Origin of the sequence: Weissella muntiaci, assembly GCF_008107635.1 — a bacterium.
Taxonomy (GTDB): Bacteria; Bacillota; Bacilli; order Lactobacillales; family Lactobacillaceae; genus Weissella; species Weissella muntiaci.
The window spans coordinates 46,802-65,962 of record NZ_SDGZ01000008.1 but is presented as its reverse complement, the minus strand read 5'-3'; the positions used below and the strand labels follow the sequence as shown (position 1 = coordinate 65,962).

Genomic DNA, 19,161 nt, shown 5'->3' with positions numbered 1-19,161 from the left:
ATCATATTAATTGTGAAATTATATTCATGATTAAAATGTCGGAAGCAAATAAAAAGGCTATGTTGTCATAGCCTTTTTATTTCAAATGTTTTTGGCAAAGACTTCGATTCAAATTTATTGAAAAAAATTATTATTTATATTTTTTTGATCTTTTAAAAATCTTTTTAGCATTACTATTTTATTGGAGTGAAATTGCCATCTTGACTGAACGAACCAATTAACGTCATATCCATCTGACCTGTTGCAGACCATCCAAATTGCTGGTTTTCATCATATAAAACAACATTAGTGAAACGTTGTGAGAAACTATCTGTTTCTGAATTAAAATCCTGGCTCGTGTGTCTAATCCAATCATATAACTCTTCAGGTTTATTGGATGTGCTTTCTCCAGGTAAATAAACTATAAATTTATCTCCCTTTGCTAGGCCATAAGGATTAGCAGAAACATATTTAGTGCCATTATCAACTGCTTCCTTACCTATTTCTGGATACTTTAAATCTTCAACTATCATTGAGTACTGTGTATCGGATTCTTTTTTGAATTCTGAAAACTTACCGTTAAAGGTAGAGAGTTGAGTGGTGCCATTTGGATAGTCGGTACTTGTATCGCCCATATCTGAATCAAAGTACTCGCCATAAAATGTACCATCTTGATTAATTAGCATCTGTGTTGACCAACCACCTATACCATAGGAGAAATTGTAAATTTTATTACCAATTTTCGATAGAAGTTTTGAAAAATCTGATTCTCCATTATTTTTTGGATCATCTATGTTTTTATTTGACTCACCTTCATAAAATTCAAATGGCCCAATATCTATGTTAGTTTCATTTCCCATAAACCAATTTACGGTTGGAGAAGTCAAGATTGTATACAAATACCCTGAAATTAATTCCTTTGAATTATTCTTATGGTCATTCGAATTCGACTGACTATACTTTAAGTTCGCTGATCCATCTAGACGCAGAAGATTATTTATTCCCTTGTCTTGTTTATATTCGGCGAAACCTCCATATTTATAAGAAATTTTGGGGCTAATGAAAGCCAATCTCAATGTCGGTGCAACGTGCAAGCCTACGGTACCACTAAGAGTAGCATCAGCGTCGACGTTTGATGACTGTGTTGGTGTAATAGATGCGTATGCTTTAGAATCCTTTACGCCAGCCGTAACCATCAAACTATTTTTATAATCTAATTGAAGTTTTATAGTACCATCTGCTTCATAATGCAAATACAAAGGCACTTGCACTTCTAATGCTGGAATTTCTTCTATTGGAACGTCAATCATTGCTATCAATCGATCTTTTTTAATGATTTGTCCACCAATCGACAGGTCATACTTGAGATCCGAAGTGTATTCACTTGAGATATCGAGTATTGTATTTTGTGGATGTTTGACATTGAACTTAAATTTTTCCATTCTTAAATCTAATTCTTCATCTAGTTGTCCTGAATTCTTAACATACCCTTTATTTTCGTCTTTGGATAGCGAATCATCCTTGTTAGTTTTATCGAGATCTACATGAACTGCTAATTTTGTATTACCATTTTTTGTAGACAAGGTGACTGTTGGTTGCTGTGCAGCGTAGACAGTACTTGCATCCCCTGTACTCGAGCCATCCCAACTTCTAGCTTGGGCATTATCCATAGTGACATTCTCTGCTTCATTTGTTGAAATCGTCTGATAAACATCAGATAGTGATACAGGTTCCAGGGAAACTTTTTGTGTCTTTTGGCCGTGTACATGTGTTACTTTACCAACGATATTTTTTGGCTGTCCAGGTATTTTGGGTAGCATTAGTACTTCGCCATTTTTAATTTTATGATCATAATTCTTAACTGATATTACATTATCATCGACTAACTCCACATTGTCTTTGAGCGATCTGATATCTATGACGTTTGGCTGTGTTAAGTAGTTTACGCCATTTACAGCAACAGAAGCTCCTGCAATTAATGAACCTTCGAATATTTTTACTGCACCTTTTTTGTTGATTTTGAATTTTGCTTCAAAGCTCGATCCCTTAACTGTATACTCTTTATCAATCACCAGGTCAGTTAGTACGAAAACACCATTTTTATCAGTGTCTATATTTTCGTTCTTTTGGCCACCACTCAAATTCACGACTTTTGTATTGTAATTAACTGCAGTCATGGTTATTGTTTTTGTATTACTATCACTTGTGTGTACTTGACGGCCATTAAAAAACCAAAGCATCCCCAAAGTAAAAATAGAGAATAATCCCACTGCCCCTAAAATACGCCATACTCTACTCATTATTTAATTTCCCTTACTCCCAATTTATTGTTATCGGAAATTCACCCAAAATTTTTGATAACTGTATATTCATATATTAACCTAACTAAAGTGATTCACATAATCATTGTGAAACTTTACGCACTATAAAAAATTGAACTAAATAAAAAGACCACACGGCTGTGTGGTCTGATATAGTGAATCTACAAAACGCTGACTTTGATAAATTTATTATTTAGATAACTATCGAATAGTCTCCACCTTTTTTGTGGTAGCTCTTCAAGCTCTTAGGAAGTATAACCGTTACTATTTTGAATAATTGTTAATTTCCTTTATTCCTTTTAAGACTTATTGCAGTGATAATTGAAATTATTCCAACAATTGAAAGCAACAAAGTTAGCCTATAACCAGTTTTAGGTAAGCTATCATCTCTATCAGGACTAGGCGGTGTTACAGCAGTATTCGTAATGGTTACCTCATAATTCTGATCATCGACTTTTTTTAGATCCGAATAAGAAACATTATAACCCGAAACTTTTTCTTCTTTTACTTGGTACTTATCATTGACTGGTATGTCCTTAAAATTACCTTTCCACTCATTTTTTTTAGATAGCGTTATTGATGCAATTGGCTTTTCTTTACCTGGCAAAGTTAGTACAACCACAATTTCCTTCGGCCGATTATTATCATTGTTATCCTGCCATTTTTTTAGAACATTAATGGTCACTTTATTGTCTTGCTCTGGTGGTGTTAGTGCTATCGGTGTAATAGTTGAGGGTAAATCAGGAATATCTTTCGTAGCAAAAAGCGGTGTGTCCCATTGATTGAGATATTGTTGTGATTTGTTATCTTGAAATGGATAAGTGGCAGTATTTAATCTTTTTACTGCCTTTGCATAATCCACTAGTTGGTCATACTTACTGGTCAAACTATTTTGCAAAAATTGGTTATATAGGTTCACAAAATCATTATAAAAATCGATTTTCTTTTGACTAGATAATCCATCGATTACTTCTAGTGAGCTCCCTTTATAGGAGCCATAGAGCTTGTTCAGGTCTTTGTCCAGATCACCGTTCAATGTATTAATTACAGGATCATCTTCTGTTAAATCGCCTGAAACAGTCAAGTTACTGATACCCTGTTGCAACCTGTCTCTATCAACTTGTATTTCAAATTTCAGCATACCTGCAATTTTATCATAGGTATCTAGACGCTCTTGATAGGTTCCTTCGCCTTTATTGTAAGCCGCGACTGCTTGATCTAAGTCTGTACTTGCAAAAGCTCTTTGCGTGCTGAATATCAACCCGATGAAGGCGAAAAACATCAGGAATACACCAGAAGCTATTTTTCTTTTCATTCTATCTCCAACTTTCTTTATGAATTATAGACTTAGTTAAAGATTGCTTACAGTCTAATTTCGCTTATTATTCACTGGTTAGCCGGCGGCCTAGGGTCAACAATATTGCCCGCTGGATACTCTACACTAAAATCGTAATGATAAGCATCTACTGATAATTTCGGTATGCCGCTGAAGTAAGTCTTTTCAGAAGCTCGCTTTGCTCCCATTGCTGGATCGAAGATTAGTGCATTGTAAGTTGTTAATCCTGCGTACCCTTTTTGGGTAGGCGATACGGCTATTCCAGCAGAATCTGTCGTTCCAGTTGAATTGGTAATTTTTTGAAAGGTGGTACCAGCTTTGCCAAGGGTATCCCAATCAGTCCCGTCCGCTAATCCAAACTGTGCAGCTTTTGTATTTCCGCTAATATATTTTTTTGCGGCTCCTAATTCGTTTAGAAAGGTGCCATTTGTTCCGTTTGAAAGAAGTGTTCCTGGCTGAAGCTCTTGGGGCAATATTTCTGTTGTTTGACTCGTTTCAACTGGTATATTAGTACCAGTGAGTGTTGCATTCTGATTAGCCTGTAAGTAATCAACCCATACATCACTAAATAAATTGACTAGATCATTCACTGTTCGTCCTGAGATGATAACATACTCATTTGAATGGATCCTCCCGTCTGATAGATATTTCTCATTGACGGATACTTTCGCGTATTTTCTATTCAAAGAATTAGTATACTGATTCATTTGAGCAGAATGGAGATCAAACGAAAGATCCCCTCCTTTTGCAACATCAACATAATTCAATTTAAAAGTATAATTATTCGTATCTTCATTGGCCCGCACAGTGACTTCAGATGCACCAGATTCAACGATTTCTTGGATCATTGGGTTTGTTTCTTTATTTTTGTCATAGTATTCAGCTAAAGAAAGATTATGGAGGGTACAATACTTTTCAATGACATTTTTTGCTCTCGCGACAGAATCAGAACTGCGTAAGCCCGACAATAAGACTGTTTTACCTTCTTCATTAGGAGTTACTTTCAATAAATTTCCCTTTGCATCAAACTCTGCTGTGTAGGCTTTAAGTGTTTTAACATCGCTGCCCGTAGAAAAAAATTCATAGAAGCCAGTCATGTCCAGCTTCACTACTGACCCAAATATCAGCGCATTCGGATATTTGTCTGCTGGGATGGAGCGTAAATATTTCGGTTTAATTTGGTAGTCATCTGTGGCTTGTTGTATATCGAAAGAAGTATCCGTTGGATCAGATGATTCTAGTTTTGAACGATAAACGGTCATTCCTCCAAAATTTTCACTAACTAATCTTCTATCTTGAGCAACTACATCTTGTGCCTGCTGAGTCTGTTCAGATGTAGACTCAGCAGCACTTACTTTTGAGTTTCCAAACATAGCGGTACAAAAAAGAATTCCAATGATGCCTAATTTAAACAATTTCATTTTAACCCTCCTTCAATAGTTGCATTTACGTCAAAGCTAATACTCACACAAATATTTAATTATTGTTCTATTATTTATTCTAATAAATTCTTAGAATAAGTCTTTAAATTTTCAGTAAGCTAAAGATCTATATTGATTATAACCGTTTGTATATCATAAATATAGGTAAAAATCTGAATCAAAACTTAGTTAATTAAGTTTTTCTTTGAGTAATTGTAATACATTATCAATAAGTAACTAGATACATCTATCTAAATATCAACACACGAGTATGAATCTATTCTTATCATTGTGTTAAATGGATAATAAAAAAAGCCGCACTATTGTGCGACCCTTTTTAAATTTATGTTATAAATACTTTAATAACGGCGACTATATATTATTATCCCAGTCGTTAATATTACACCAATTAATGACAACCATAATTCACCATTCATGCCGGTCTTAGGTAGTTCATTACCATGAGTAGTATGCCATTGCGTATTGTATGTAAATGGATTTTTTGCCATATTTTGCTTTGGTTTATTTTCAAATACAGACGGTACATCAGGCTTCTTTGGTTCACTCGGGGTATTTGGTGTAAGACTACTTGGAATTAGCGTATTAGTGAAATTATAGCCATTCTTAGTGCTTTTTATAACCTGTTCACGATATCCTCGCTAACGTTATCTTTGATGGCTGTTCCCTTACTGTCATACTTTGGTAATTCGACGAAAAAATATGCCCGGGTATTACTAGATTTACGCCCAAAGGTGTCTGCGGAATACCATTGACAAATAAATTAACATTAATTGCATTTGGGCAAACGCATCTACATAGCGATCGTTAATCCAAGTACTTGCTCCGCAATGTTACCACTCACTCTTGAAGTTATAAATTAGTAGAAAACTTCTTGTCAGGAACTGTAAAGTTATTTTGCATAGAACCTAATGTATAACTCTTAGCTAGAACGTTGCCTATAAATTTATTTCCCTGTAGCAACAACCAAGAATTCATCTTTTGATCGGGCTTTATTGCTTGATTATCTTCATCAAATATCTTAAATATTTATATTTTAACGTTTAGCTTGCGGTATTATAAATACGTTTTGTTAATATGGCAGAATTTCAGAGTTTTTAAGGTATAATACTTGGATCACAAATTTCCAGTATTATATTTTGTGATTCACAAAACGACTAACTAATTTCACTTGGGACGTCCACACTTACTAAACAAAAGGCCAGGTGATCTATTTCACCTGGCCTTGTTAGTGTTTTTATATTACCCTATTTGACTATATTCGAATTTCCAATCTAACTAAGATGCTTTTTGATGAAATTTTTTTCAATATCAACCATAAATTTCGACATGAAGCTGTCTTTAAGTGTATATCAACCTAGTAAGATTATGAATAATACTATTCCGTGAACCCAATTACAGTGTATATTAATTTTTTGGGCGGAATAGATTATCAAATGGCGAATAACCAGTGTTTCCTACCTGTGTTAAGAACACTTTAATTGCTCCTTGTGTAGTTAAACCTTGTTTTGCGAATATTTCATCTGATTTGTTTTTAATATCCTCATCAATACGTAATTGAATCAATTTTTCTGCCATTTTGTTAACTCCCTTTAATTTTATTACATATACTATTATATTCTAATTTTTATATAAATGCAATATTTAAGCTCCGTGAATTGCACAAAATTTTTTTTAGATATTTTCATATTAATCTATGTGTTAAAAGCTTTCTCAGAACATTGTGTAGGCTTTCGATATTGCCATTTAAAATTACTAAGGTTGATTTTTCTGGTTAAAGTTCTGTAAAAGTTCTTCTTTTTTTAAAATTAATGCGGCTACCATCGGGATAAGACCATACATAAGTATAAAGAGGACTAAATTGCTCATGGGCAAATCATGTTCTAAAAACGCTGTAGAATCAATCAAAATATGACTAATTATAGGCATTAATAGAGATCCACTAGAAATGAACAATACACTTAAAAATACTCCCAACATATACGCATAAATAACCTGCCCTACAGTCATTGTAAAACTAGATGATGAAGAAAAGAGATTTAGTAAATGCAAGAGTGCAAATACCATACTACTTAAATTTATGCTAATCAGATTAGAATAACGACGATCTCTGAATAAGTTGATTAGAGCAACTAATATAATGCCTCTTAAAATTAATTCTTCAGAAACACCTGCAAAAATTGCACTTGGTAATGCTTTCGAGAATTCTGGAAAATTCATTCTGTTTTGACTGCTGAACAAAAGATCCGTTACCATAGGTACCAAGGTAAATAAAAACAGAGGAAAACTCCGTAAAACCTGAGATTTATTCGGTATGAATGAAATTTTTCTGTTAATAATTACATGTCCAAAGATTAAACCATAACCAATCACTAACGTTTGGGTAGTTATCGTTAATAGATTATGAGGAACACCAAATAATTGAGCAATTACTGAGCCTACAATTAAATAGAGCATTAGATAAAAAATAAAAAATATTAATAATCTACTCCATGATCCTTTTTTGACACTTTCCATAATCTATCTACCCGCTGGCACTTGCAAGATATACACAGCTAATACTGTAGCTGAGAGAAAGAAGTTCCAGATAAAATGGGCAAAAATTGTTACCCAAATATTTTTAACGTGCAGGTAAATTAAAGAAAGTACTAAACCAGTTAGTGATAAGGCTAGAAGCGAATTCAACCTATCACCGGAAATAAAGTGGCCCAGTCCGAAAAATAAAGCCGAAAATACAATCATACCAATCAAAGTCAAAATATTACTATTCCTAAATTTGTAAACCAATTCATGACGGAATATAACTTCCTCAGAGAAAGGCGCCATTATAGAACCAACCGCCCCCATTAAGATGCCTAAAGTATTTGACGAAGTAATCGGTAGTACTTGAATTGATGCGACATTGGGTACCTTACTTGTTATTGTCTGCATGATTTCGAATACAATAACAGCTAAGACGATATACCCCCAATTTCTAAGCCTATGTTCTTTAAATTTTCCCCAATCTTCTCTTAACAAATTTCTCCGAAAATATATTACTAGTCCAAATATTAAGCTACTCAAAATAAAGCCAACTGAACTCAATAATAATGGGCTATTTGTAATAAATTTTTTCGCAACAATTCCTGCAAAAATAAATATCGGAAATAACACTACTAATAAGTAATCTTCTCTACTCCAACCTTTTTCATTCATAATCTGATCCTCATTCTTTTAACTAAGTTAAACTATTTATCACTGTCAACCTTTGTTTGTATTTTTTTAGGTATTTCAGACAATTTCACAGACTTCCACTCTGTCACTCCCTTTTTGTTGTTAACCACAAATTTAATATACGCATTTACTTTTAAAGGTCGATCCATTGATTCATTGAAATTTATTTCTTTCACTTTTCCACTTGCATTAATAGCTTCAACTTTATACTCATAATAGTTACCACTTCCATCCTCATACTGCTTCTTATTAAACGGAGTACTGCTGGTGATTTTCGTATAATAGGCAGGTCCACCATAATTCGCTTTCCAATAGCTGTCTAAAGCAAAATCGAGACCAAATTTCAAACCCACTATAACTACTAAAATTGATAATATAATTTTCAAACCTTTACTCATTGTTCTATCCCCTAAATTTATTAGTAAAGTTTCCCTTGTAACTTTACTAATAAATTGTAAGACAAAATTCAAATACTAATCCTTACAAAATGGTAAGGTTAGTATTATATTTTCAAGGTGTTAGAATTCGATTTAGCTTAATCATCTTAAATAAAAAAGAGCGCTTGCGATAAAGCAAACGTCCTTTTCTATTGTTTTACTTAACTACAGATGGTGTATCTCCTAAAGTCCATTGGAACGTAGTTGTATAAGTTTCAGCCAACTTAGGCGTTGCACCTGGTACTGAAAGTGTGACCGCACTATCAGTTGATGGACGCGCTACAGTAGTATCATCTGACTTATAACTAACTTGGTCCGTCTTTAATGATGACTTATCTCCAAAGACCAAAGAATGAGTTCCAGATGTTCCATTAGTCTTGCCTGCATCAGCCGCAGCACCGGACATAAGGTTAATGCTTGCGCCGTCTGGTGTTAACGTGGTACTTGAAGCATTCGTAACTGATCCATCAAGATCTGCGGCAGTTGAGTGTGTTTGTCCACCAAGTGTAACCTTCGCTCCAGTCAAAGCTGCACCGCCTGCAGTCTTAAAATCACCTTGTTGCGCAACTGACAAAGTCCAACCCTTAAATGTTCCACGATTATCCGTAATTTGTGCATAGTCAGGACTATAGGTTATTGAATTATCAGCTTGTTTGAACCCTTGTGATGCAGCTTGATAAGTTTGATCATCAGTTGTAATCTTTTGAGTTCCAAAATCAAGTGATGATGCAAAGTCTAATGACAGTGGACCACTTGTGCCAGGTTGAACTGGCTTTGTTGGATCAGTAGGATCTGTTGGTGTCCCAGGATTTGGATTTGATGGATCCAAAGGATCAGTAGGATTAACCGTAGACGTTGAGCTTACAAACCCAACTTGACCGTTAGAAGTATAGTTATTAACGTTATCGGCCATTGCAACTGCAGTACCGAGTGATAGTGTGGCTAATGTAGCAATTGATGCCAAGGTAATAATTTTATGCATAATCATTCTCTCCTAAAAATGTATATAAAGTAACCAAGTAATAGACTTAAGTCTAGAAGAATATCATCCTTCTGTAGTTAAGAAGCTTAACTACTTCGACTTAACCAACGTTTTTTAAATATTAATAAACCAATACCCATACTTAACACCCCTGCTGGTATTAAGATATTCTGTGTTATTGGTACATCACCTGTGTTTGGTAATACTGGATGACCATTTTGATAGTTCTGTCTACCATAGTACGGACTAAGGCGATTATTGATTTCAGTATCTTTGTTTTTTTCAGGATACTTCCCCACGAAACCAACATCTCCGCTCGTTGAATAGTCAACGTTATCTGCTTTGACGCCAGGATAGCCAGTTTGAAGAACCAGTGCCAACCCAAGCGCCATGCCTAAGCCGAAAATCTTATACTTCATATTGTCCTCCCAAATATTTCAACACTTAAATCCATGCAAAATTACACATTTAGGTCTAACTTGTTGGCCCATTACTCAAATTCCATGTTATCTGACTTGTATAGGTATCATTTGTTAGTCCTAGATTCAAACCATTTGGATCCACATGCAACTTAAAACGATTGTCCAAGCTAAATGTCTGCTCTCCCTTGCCGCTACCGTTATAAATTGGCGTTGTTTGGCCATTTTTGATTGTCGATGTTGACTTTCCATCATTATAAGTAAGATTTGCAAATTCTGAATTTAATGTTTGTCCGCTACTTGTATGGAACTCTTGAGAGAGCGTGGCACTTAACTGCCAATTACTGTTAGCCGTTCCTACCATAGTATTGTTAATTACAAATTGTAGATTTTTACTAATAGTTGGGAAATCAGTACTTTGATATGGCCGATTTACTGTTCCAAAAGATAATGAACTTGGAGCACTTACAAACAATAGACCTTCTGCAGGAAGCTTGATTGCCATTTGTTGAGACGTAATTGGAAGCAGGTCTGTATAATTACTTGCACCACTTGCATCTGTAAATTGAGCTTTGGCGTTAAACACCACCGGAATTGTATTAATAGTCTGGTTGGAAACATTTCCAACCTTGTACTTGTAAGCGATATCTACAGTATCTCCCGATTTAAATGTCACACCATTCAATGTGACGTTCATTCCTGAGGAGATTTTTGAATAGTCAGCGCTTGATAAATCAACTGAACTACCATTTACCTTGATAGACAATGAATCAGCTACAAATGAAGTATTCTTAGGAGTTGTTATTGTCAAAGTTTGATCTTTAAGAGTATTTTGTCCGGTATCCGTGACAGAATACTTTACTTTCTCATCAATAGTATCGCCCCATAATGCATTAATGCTGCTACTATCACTTGCATTCGTTCTTTCATTTGTAATTATGTTACTTACATCAAACTTCGGTGTATCCAATGAAGCTAAGTATGCAGAATTATCAATTGACATATATGCATTCTGAGTCGGATAGTCATCGTCAACAATTTTGAACATTACAGCATAATTTCCAGGTTTCAAACCAGGAATCGTACCAGTTACTGTTTGATAAGTATTAACTGTATCAGCCGTATTTGAAATCTTACTTACGAAGGTTGTCTCAGGTACATTATTTTGAAAACTATTATCCACAATAGAGTACACAATCTTACCTGATTTAAGCGAAGGTGCCTTCCAAGATATACTCAACTGAGTTGGTTTATTACTTTGTATTGCTGTTGGTGTAGAACCACTCTTGAAGGCGCCATAAGTAGTTACTCCATTCGCCTTTATGTCTGACGTTTGATATTTTTCCCCAACGTTTACTTGAACTGGTGAAAGAGTTGTTCCGTCTGAGTCCTTACCAGTATATTGGACCGGCAAGGTTGAACCAATTGATCCACCAGTCGTTGGTGTGTGAGAAACAGTTCCACCACTTGTACTCTTTTGAGTAAAGAAATTCACGATTCTATCAAAACGCGACGGAGTATTTTGATTAACCTGATCCCAGGTACCGTTGAACACATCCAAATTCAAGTTATAGTTTCGCAAATAGTTATTCGTGAAACTAAAGTCTGAAATTTCCTTGTTTGATCCATCAACTGTTTCGCTGGTTGTTGCAGTATTGTAATAACCAGTGTTATCTGATGGAGAGATATATTGATCCCAAGATTTTATGGGATTTGTCGGGTAGACTCGATTCTTAGACATAAATGTATTATCAGCATTTAATTTTGCATACAAATTACCAGTTCCAAAAATATTAAAACCTAGTGGTCCCTTTGTTCCACCTTCCCGAATATCATCATATCCATAAAAATCAACGCTAAACTCATCAGTCTTACCCACCATTGGCGGGAATCTATTTTGTGTCAATGTCTTTTGAGCGCCTGTGTAGTAAGTTTTAGTAGCTGGGTTCCATGCTCCATTTTTCGTTATGTCTTTAACTGGGACAGTTATAGAAAAATTAATCGGCAAATTATTTAAATTAAAAATATTTTTACTGGCTATATCCACTAACTTTCCGGCAATACCCTGAATATTATTTTTAGTTAGCGTTAATCTAAGCGTATGTGGACCAATGGGGACAAAATTCTGCCCGCTCAGTGTTACATCAACACCCGCAATATTTATCACTGGCGGTACTGCAGCGTTATTAATTGAATCTTGAACATCTCCAGAATAAATTGTTTCTGGTAGATTTACATTAGCGACGAAACCTAGTCCATTCCAAATATTAAGAACAGTACCTAGTGTTATATCAGCACTAACAATTCCTTGCCATCCGATTTTTATATTTCCGCCGTACCATGGATCCTTTGAAGCATCTTCTGGTGTATATGTAAAACTAGCAGTTGGAGTAGTTCCAGATGCCAGTCTAATAGGAACTGCTCCAACACTGTTTGCATATAAATTATCTTTTGGGTTCACAGAATCGTAACTCGATCCATTTGACCCAGCAGGAATATTAGTATAATCCCACCCAGTACTTGTGTAAGCCGCATGTACTTGCTGACTCGGCAAGGAAACGAGACCAATAATCATAACTAAAAATAGTATGATATTTCTTTTTTTAAACATGCTCCTCCTCCTCTGAAGTTATTTCAAAATTTGAATTTACTTCTTACGCCGTTTCATATAAATATATACACCCGCACCAGCTGCACCAACCACGATAATTACAATTAACCAGATCCACCAGCGATTACTATTAGTATCGTAAACAGTATTCCGATTTACGTCCTTAGCTTGACTATCTGAAATGGTAAACGACTTTTTAAACTTCCAAGTATGTTCACTATTCTTTGCTGTTACTTCAGCTGAATATTTGCCAGCTTCTAATGTATGCCCATTCAAATCGAGACGTAAATTAAAATTGGTATTAGGTGCTACAAGGAATGGATTTGAATCGTTTTTAATGTACAACTTTCCATCCTTATAAAGCTTCGTTGAAAATTTTAGATCATTAATGATCGTTCCTGAAGGATTTTGAAAGTTCATCGTTACATATGGCTTACTGTTGTATGCTTTACCATTTGCTGAAACTAAATTAAGATTAGGCTCAACTTTGTTCGTATTTTGTTGTAATACAATAGCAAGGGTATAAGCTAGTCGATTTTCAATCGTAGTTCCAGTATTTGACTTATTCAAACTTGAACTGCTTGAGCTTTCATTATCTTCTGGAGCAACATTCACACCAGCTAACACTCGACCATCAAACTGCTTTGAAGGCAAGGACATTTTAATTGGAATTCGTGCAGTCGAATTTGCCTTAATAGTTACTTTTGTTTGATCTAACTTGAGATACTTTCGGACATCAAAGGGGATCGTTTTATCCAACTTAGCGTTACTTTGACTGTAATCAATTGTGCCACCGTCACTCGTAATTGCTGGATTAACATTAATATCAAATGTCCGATCCTTGTTAGCAAGATTTTGTACTTCAAACTCGATAGTTTCTTCTTGATCAGGCGTAACTAATAAATCAAAATAAGTCACATTTTTATCAACCTGATTATCAGGGATAATTGCCTTTACACTGAACTGACCAGGATTATCATCCGCATGCACATTTGAACCTTGAGCAAATCCAATGCCGATAAAACTAATAATGGATAACAGTGTCATTAAGTTTTTTTTGATTTTCATAAACTATTCTTTCTTATTTAAAAAAGGAGAGAAGCTGGGGCTTCTCTCCTCAAAATGATCAGCCCCATTTATGCATTTGGAGTATTAGCGATTGACCATGTAAGTGTTGACTTAAAGTTACCAGCAACTTGCGTTGGAACAGCTAACTGAACATCACTAGTTGAGAACTTTGCACCCCATTGACCAAGACCTTGATCAACAGCAGCGGCAAATACTGGTGTAGCACCCTTAGTTGAATCAACGCTATTTGCAACAACTGTTGGTGCATTTCCTGTTTCACCAGCTAAAGCCGCAACAGTTCCCTTGTTAAAGTTAATTGAAGCGCCTGGTAACGTGTTCGTTCCATTTGAAAAATCGCTAGCCTTAACAGAAACAGTCCATCCTTGTGCCTTACCAGTTGTTGCAGAAGCACCACGACGATCAGCAACTTGCAATTGGTTGTCACGAGTCAAATCATAAGTCTCGTTCTTTCCAGAAATTTCATGCGTTCCATATTCCAAATTAGGAATAGTTGAAATTACCAAATCACCAGCTGAACCAGTACCTGTATCACCATCACCAGGATTAACTGGAGGAACTACATCTGTCGGTGCTGTAAATGATACATCACCTGTTGATGTCAATGTATCCGCCAATACTGCTGGAGTAACAGCGACAGTACTTAGTGCGATTGCAGAAGCAAAAACAGTCATTTTCTTACTAAACATAACCCTACCCTCTTCTTTAAATAACTTTATGTAAGTAACATACTACAGGTATAACTATAGCATTGTTAGAACATTTGTTCAAGTTTTGTTTAAGGTGAATTTCTAGGCTTTTAAATGTTATAATAAAGGTGCCTAACAGCGATTTAGTTAATCAATTTAATAATTTTTAAAAAAATAGCATGAATAAAATATATACGCAAGTATTAATACTTTATCATGCAATGACAATTAATAACCATTGTGGTAAAATTTAAATATTAAAGAACGACCGAACAGTCGTTTTATAAATTACAAAATAAGTGCAATGAATATACAAAATAATCATATTTTTTTACGTTCAGCCTAAATTAAAAAATGAAAATATGGGGATAATTTGAAAAATTATCCCCATATTCATAATCATCTAATTTGTTAATTTTATGGTCAATTCATCCTGTATGTATTTAGTAGCTACCTGGCTAACAAGGACTTGATCAACTACAAGCGCGCCTAAAATCATTGCCAATACTTTTTTCGCGTAATCATTTTCATCATCATTTTTTGAGAATATATTGCTTACTGCTATTAAGAAAGATATATCTTCAAAAATCAGCCTCCCAAGCTTTCTATTCTTTTCATTCAATACTGGGTCATCACCTACAGTTTCTACAGCAAAATGTAACAACATTGATCCGTTCGTATAAATATCATTCATATCGTTAAGCGGCTTCTTAATGTAACTAAACAATATCTCAATTTTTTCAGACACATTATCAGCATCGTCAATTAAATTTTTGACGAACATATATTCTTCAATTTGTTCGTCTATCATTTGGCCAATTAAATCAAGTTTAGAAATAAAATAATAATAAACTTGGCTCTTAGAAATATTAGCCTCGTGTGCAACTTTGCTTATAGATAAATTAGAAAAACCATTTTGTACTACCAATTGTCGCGCCGAATCCAAGATTCGCTGTTTAACTTCATCACTCAACTTCCAGTCCCCCATTGATTGTTCACCCATAAAATAATTCTTATCATCAATTTGAAGATAAGAATTATTCGACCAACATGAAATCTCTCACTGCCTAAAGTATAGTGCCAATACAAAAAAAACAACCTTACAAAAATGTAAGGTTGTTTTTTTGCATTTGTGCTAACCCCTAGTAAATGCTAAATTGTACCTATCAAGATGGGCAAGCCTCTTAATCGTATTTACTTGTCGAACTAGTTATTCTTCGTTGTCCGTCTACTGCAGCGTATAACAATTGCTGGCCATTAAAAAACCAAAGCATTCCCAAAAGTGATAATAGAGAATAATTCCACTGCCACTAAAACACGCCATACTCTACTCATTATTTAATTTGCATTACTCCCAATTTCTTGTTATCTGAAATACACCCAAAATGTTTTATAAATGTATATTCATATATGGATCTAACTAAAGGTATTCACATAATTATTGTGCATTTTCACGCATTAATAAAATATTCAGAACAAATTAAAACGGCTACACAATAGTGTAGTCGTTTTTAGACTATTTTTAGTGCCAACGTAGATAAACGATTAGTCCAGCCGTTAATATTACTCCAATTATTGACAACCATACTTCACCGTTTACGCCGGTCTTAGGTAGTTCTTCAGCGTGAGTAGTATGCGATTGCGTATTGTACGTAAACGGATTTTTTGCCATATTTTGCTTTGGTTTATTTTCAAATACAGACGGTATAGCTGGCTTCTTTGGTTTACTTGGGGTATTTGGTGTAAGTCCACTTGGAATTAGCATATTAGTAAAATTATAGCCATTCTTAGTGCTTTTATACCCGTCCACGCTATCTTCGCTAACGTCATACTTAATGGCTGTTCCCTTACTGTCATACTTCGGTACTCCGTTGAAAAAATATGCCCAGTTTGTCTTTGCACTCACGCTCAGAGACTTCTGTAGCATACCGTCAGCAAACAAATTAATTTTAATTGTACTTGGGCGAACACCCATTGCGTTATTACCATCAACCCATGTCTTTTTTCCGTTAATGTTAATACTCTCGCTGTTATACATTACTAGTTTTACAGTCGTAGATTGACCGTCAACGACTGTAAAGCGATTGGGTGTTGGATCCAATGCATAACCTTCTGGAGCACTAGTTTCGATAAATGAGTATTCACCTGGAGCTAATAATCCAGAGTCAACATTTCCATCGCTATCAGTCGTTAAATTAGTTTTCACAAGCTGATTATTAGCGTCGACTAGCTTAAATATTGCGCCAGCTAGAGGTGTATCATTTTTCACATCTTTCTTTGTCAAAATCGCAGAACCCTTTAGCAATGTGGTGGCGTCATTACTATAAATAGTGGCCCCAGCATACGTATAACTTGCTCGGTTCATTATAATATCACCAGAATTAGCTCCAGGGTTATTGAAATGAACTTTGACCTTAATTGTTCGACTTTGTCCCATTGGAATGTCTTCATTCAGTTTGTAGGAAACTGCATTGGATGACTTATTATATTCAGCGTCGCTAAAGCCGCTGTTTTGAATAGTACTTTCATAGGAAACGTTAGCAGGCAGAGGATCGCTTACAATAGTACCTGCCTTCAATGAACCACTCATATTCTTTAAAGTTAATGTATAAATCAATGTTGAAGCATTAGTTGCTAGTTGTGGACGGTCCACAGACTTTTGTAAGCTAGTTGCTCCTGAGATTGACTCATGCATCGTAACTGGAACACTTGATTCATATGATGTATCTGAACCATTTAACATGGTTGCATTATTATACTGGGTACCAAAATTTGAAGTATCATATCCTGGATTTACAGATGCTCCATAACTAATTACGTATGCGTCATCCACTCCTACCTGTCCAAAGTGAACATTTAATGCATTATCGGTTACTGAAATATTATCTTTAAATTGAGATGTGACGTATTCAGTTGAGGCAATATTCCCATTGTCATCAAAATGTACTTTATAGATTTTCAAATGATCTATATTGCTGCTATCTCCTGAAGAATTACCGAACACACTATATGAATCGGCCAAATTTAAACCTGCAGGCAGTTTATCGTTGACTGAAAGGTTATCATAACTTTGCTTGTTATAATTAACAATCACTACAAATTGATTAGCCTGGGAATCAGTTGGTGACATGACAAATTGTTGTTGGCCATTCATTTCAATACTTGGTGAACTACTGTATTTGATAAATGCTGGCTTACCTGTCTGAGCTGGTACCGTCTTTGAGGTGGAACTATCCTTACTTACAACTTGATTGTCTACACTTAAATCAGCACTAAACGTCAAATTAGGGTCAACTATTGAATGATCTTTAAAATATACGGCATTAAACTCAATTGTAAAAGTATATCCAACAGCTTCAGTTGGATCAATTTTTGAAGCATCATATTTAACTTGCAAAATATAGTTTCCGTTTGCGTCGGTTTTGTTTCCTGGTGACGCTAAGTAAAATGGATCTGTCAAATTAATTTTAGATGCCAATTGTGAGGTATCAGCAACAATTGATTTAGGTATTGTTATGAGAACTGACCCATCTTTATTCAATTTTCCAGATGAGGAGCTTAACTTAACACTTAAATCGACCAATCCACTCGAACTAATGCTTTCTGGGGCGCTTATTGTTACACCAGGATCATCACTAGATGATGCCACAATCGACGGAACTTGCACGATACTTACGAATGCCCCGAATATAATGACCGCAAGCAAAAAGAAATACTTATAAATTTTCCTTATTTTACCCATTGTAATCCTCCAAAAAATCACGAAATAGCATAAACTAACTTATTGTAATTAATTATACTCCCGTAATAAAATAGAATTAAACGCAATTATTTTTAAAAAGGCCATGTAATAATAGCGTTAAAGCTAAAATATTAACGCTATGTTATAATTTAAAATATAATAACATTTATTGGAGCACGAAGTATGATCAGGTCATTAAGCCACGAGGATTTCTCTAACGATACAGATCTATTAGAATTGATACAAACATATCATGACTTACTTGCATATATTCAGAAGTGCTTCACGGTCAATACTCCTCGTGAAGTTGCCGATTTAGGTAATATGGATTATCAATATATGTATTTTTTGAAAAAAAGAATTAATCTACGTGATAATATATCCCCTTCTTGGATGACATTTAAAAGAATATTTAGAGGCTTTGGAAAATATATATTGGATCAGCGACAACTTGATAGGTATGAAAATACGTTACTCAAAATCGAAACCAAGATCGAAGAACTAATGAAACACCCTCAAAGTATTCCTGCATTAAAAAGTATACTTAATATTCAAGACTTCAAAGCAAAACAGTACGATAGAAGGCTTTCTAATCTATCAACAAATACGCAAGTATCAACTCAAAAGGTATTGAACTTTTACAAACAAATTCAGACTAAATCAAAGAATTTCGAGAATTATTTCAAGGCTACAGCTAACAGCAATATATACAAACCCGAGGTGGTTCTATTATCGAAAGTGAAAAATTTGGTTAGTAATACTGAATTTGAATCATTTCCATTTTCAGAAGATGAAAAGAAACGTTTGAGATCAGCTGCCATGTTGAACTTGCCAATAACACTAGAGCAATTAACACCAAACGTTTTAGAATTTTTGGAAAGTTATGATGCTTAGGACTATTTAGGAG

Annotated in this window: 16 protein-coding genes; 1 reads left to right on the top strand and 15 read right to left on the bottom strand. The window is 34.9% G+C overall.

The genetic code is table 11. The features are described from left to right. Nucleotides 1-173: 173 nt before the first annotated feature. From ESZ50_RS02425 to ESZ50_RS02355, 15 genes are all read right to left on the bottom strand, one after another. On the bottom strand, nucleotides 174-2,279 hold the full coding sequence (locus ESZ50_RS02425; protein ID WP_148622015.1) for a hypothetical protein: 2,106 nt from the start codon (nucleotides 2,277-2,279) through the stop codon (nucleotides 174-176). Nucleotides 2,280-2,580: 301 nt separating this feature from the next. After that, nucleotides 2,581-3,615, bottom strand: a complete 1,035-nt coding sequence (locus tag ESZ50_RS02420; protein ID WP_148622014.1) for a Cna B-type domain-containing protein — start codon at nucleotides 3,613-3,615, stop codon at nucleotides 2,581-2,583. A 71-nt stretch (nucleotides 3,616-3,686) separates the two neighbouring features. Continuing rightward, nucleotides 3,687-5,057: a hypothetical protein gene (locus tag ESZ50_RS02415; protein ID WP_148622013.1), complete on the bottom strand. Its 1,371-nt coding sequence runs from the start codon at nucleotides 5,055-5,057 to the stop codon at nucleotides 3,687-3,689. Between the two features lie 359 nt (nucleotides 5,058-5,416). Next, nucleotides 5,417-5,566, bottom strand: coding sequence for an LPXTG cell wall anchor domain-containing protein (locus tag ESZ50_RS02410; RefSeq protein ID WP_148622012.1), 150 nt, complete (start codon nucleotides 5,564-5,566; stop codon nucleotides 5,417-5,419). A 916-nt stretch (nucleotides 5,567-6,482) separates the two neighbouring features. After that, nucleotides 6,483-6,653, bottom strand: a complete 171-nt coding sequence (locus ESZ50_RS02405) for a type II toxin-antitoxin system RelB/DinJ family antitoxin (RefSeq protein ID WP_148622011.1) — start codon at nucleotides 6,651-6,653, stop codon at nucleotides 6,483-6,485. Nucleotides 6,654-6,830: 177 nt separating this feature from the next. After that, nucleotides 6,831-7,592: a CPBP family intramembrane glutamic endopeptidase gene (locus ESZ50_RS02400; RefSeq protein WP_148622010.1), complete on the bottom strand. Its 762-nt coding sequence runs from the start codon at nucleotides 7,590-7,592 to the stop codon at nucleotides 6,831-6,833. A gap of 3 nt (nucleotides 7,593-7,595) precedes the next feature. After that, nucleotides 7,596-8,270, bottom strand: coding sequence for a CPBP family intramembrane glutamic endopeptidase (locus ESZ50_RS02395; protein WP_148622009.1), 675 nt, complete (start codon nucleotides 8,268-8,270; stop codon nucleotides 7,596-7,598). A 32-nt stretch (nucleotides 8,271-8,302) separates the two neighbouring features. Continuing rightward, entirely contained in the window at nucleotides 8,303-8,686 is a 384-nt protein-coding gene (locus ESZ50_RS02390; protein WP_148622008.1) for a YxeA family protein, read from the bottom strand. A gap of 196 nt (nucleotides 8,687-8,882) precedes the next feature. Further along, nucleotides 8,883-9,707, bottom strand: a complete 825-nt coding sequence (locus ESZ50_RS02385; protein ID WP_148622007.1) for a WxL domain-containing protein — start codon at nucleotides 9,705-9,707, stop codon at nucleotides 8,883-8,885. Between the two features lie 86 nt (nucleotides 9,708-9,793). Next, a complete protein-coding gene (locus tag ESZ50_RS02380; protein WP_148622006.1) occupies nucleotides 9,794-10,126 on the bottom strand; it encodes an LPXTG cell wall anchor domain-containing protein in 333 nt (110 codons plus the stop codon). A gap of 55 nt (nucleotides 10,127-10,181) precedes the next feature. Further along, the gene (locus tag ESZ50_RS02375; protein ID WP_148622005.1) at nucleotides 10,182-12,737 is read right to left on the bottom strand and encodes a hypothetical protein; all 2,556 of its coding nucleotides are present in this window, start codon (nucleotides 12,735-12,737) and stop codon (nucleotides 10,182-10,184) included. Between the two features lie 36 nt (nucleotides 12,738-12,773). Beyond that, on the bottom strand, nucleotides 12,774-13,805 hold the full coding sequence (locus tag ESZ50_RS02370) for a WxLIP family cell surface protein (RefSeq protein WP_148622004.1): 1,032 nt from the start codon (nucleotides 13,803-13,805) through the stop codon (nucleotides 12,774-12,776). Between the two features lie 68 nt (nucleotides 13,806-13,873). Continuing rightward, nucleotides 13,874-14,512, bottom strand: a complete 639-nt coding sequence (locus tag ESZ50_RS02365) for a WxL domain-containing protein (protein ID WP_148622003.1) — start codon at nucleotides 14,510-14,512, stop codon at nucleotides 13,874-13,876. Nucleotides 14,513-14,915: 403 nt separating this feature from the next. Then, nucleotides 14,916-15,515, bottom strand: coding sequence for a TetR/AcrR family transcriptional regulator (locus ESZ50_RS02360; protein WP_148622002.1), 600 nt, complete (start codon nucleotides 15,513-15,515; stop codon nucleotides 14,916-14,918). Between the two features lie 519 nt (nucleotides 15,516-16,034). Further along, nucleotides 16,035-18,254, bottom strand: a complete 2,220-nt coding sequence (locus ESZ50_RS02355; RefSeq protein ID WP_148622001.1) for a Cna B-type domain-containing protein — start codon at nucleotides 18,252-18,254, stop codon at nucleotides 16,035-16,037. 183 nt (nucleotides 18,255-18,437) lie between these two features. On the opposite strand from ESZ50_RS02355, the gene ESZ50_RS02350 reads away from it, so the two are divergent. Next, nucleotides 18,438-19,148: a hypothetical protein gene (locus ESZ50_RS02350; RefSeq protein ID WP_148622000.1), complete on the top strand. Its 711-nt coding sequence runs from the start codon at nucleotides 18,438-18,440 to the stop codon at nucleotides 19,146-19,148. Nucleotides 19,149-19,161 lie beyond the last annotated feature (13 nt).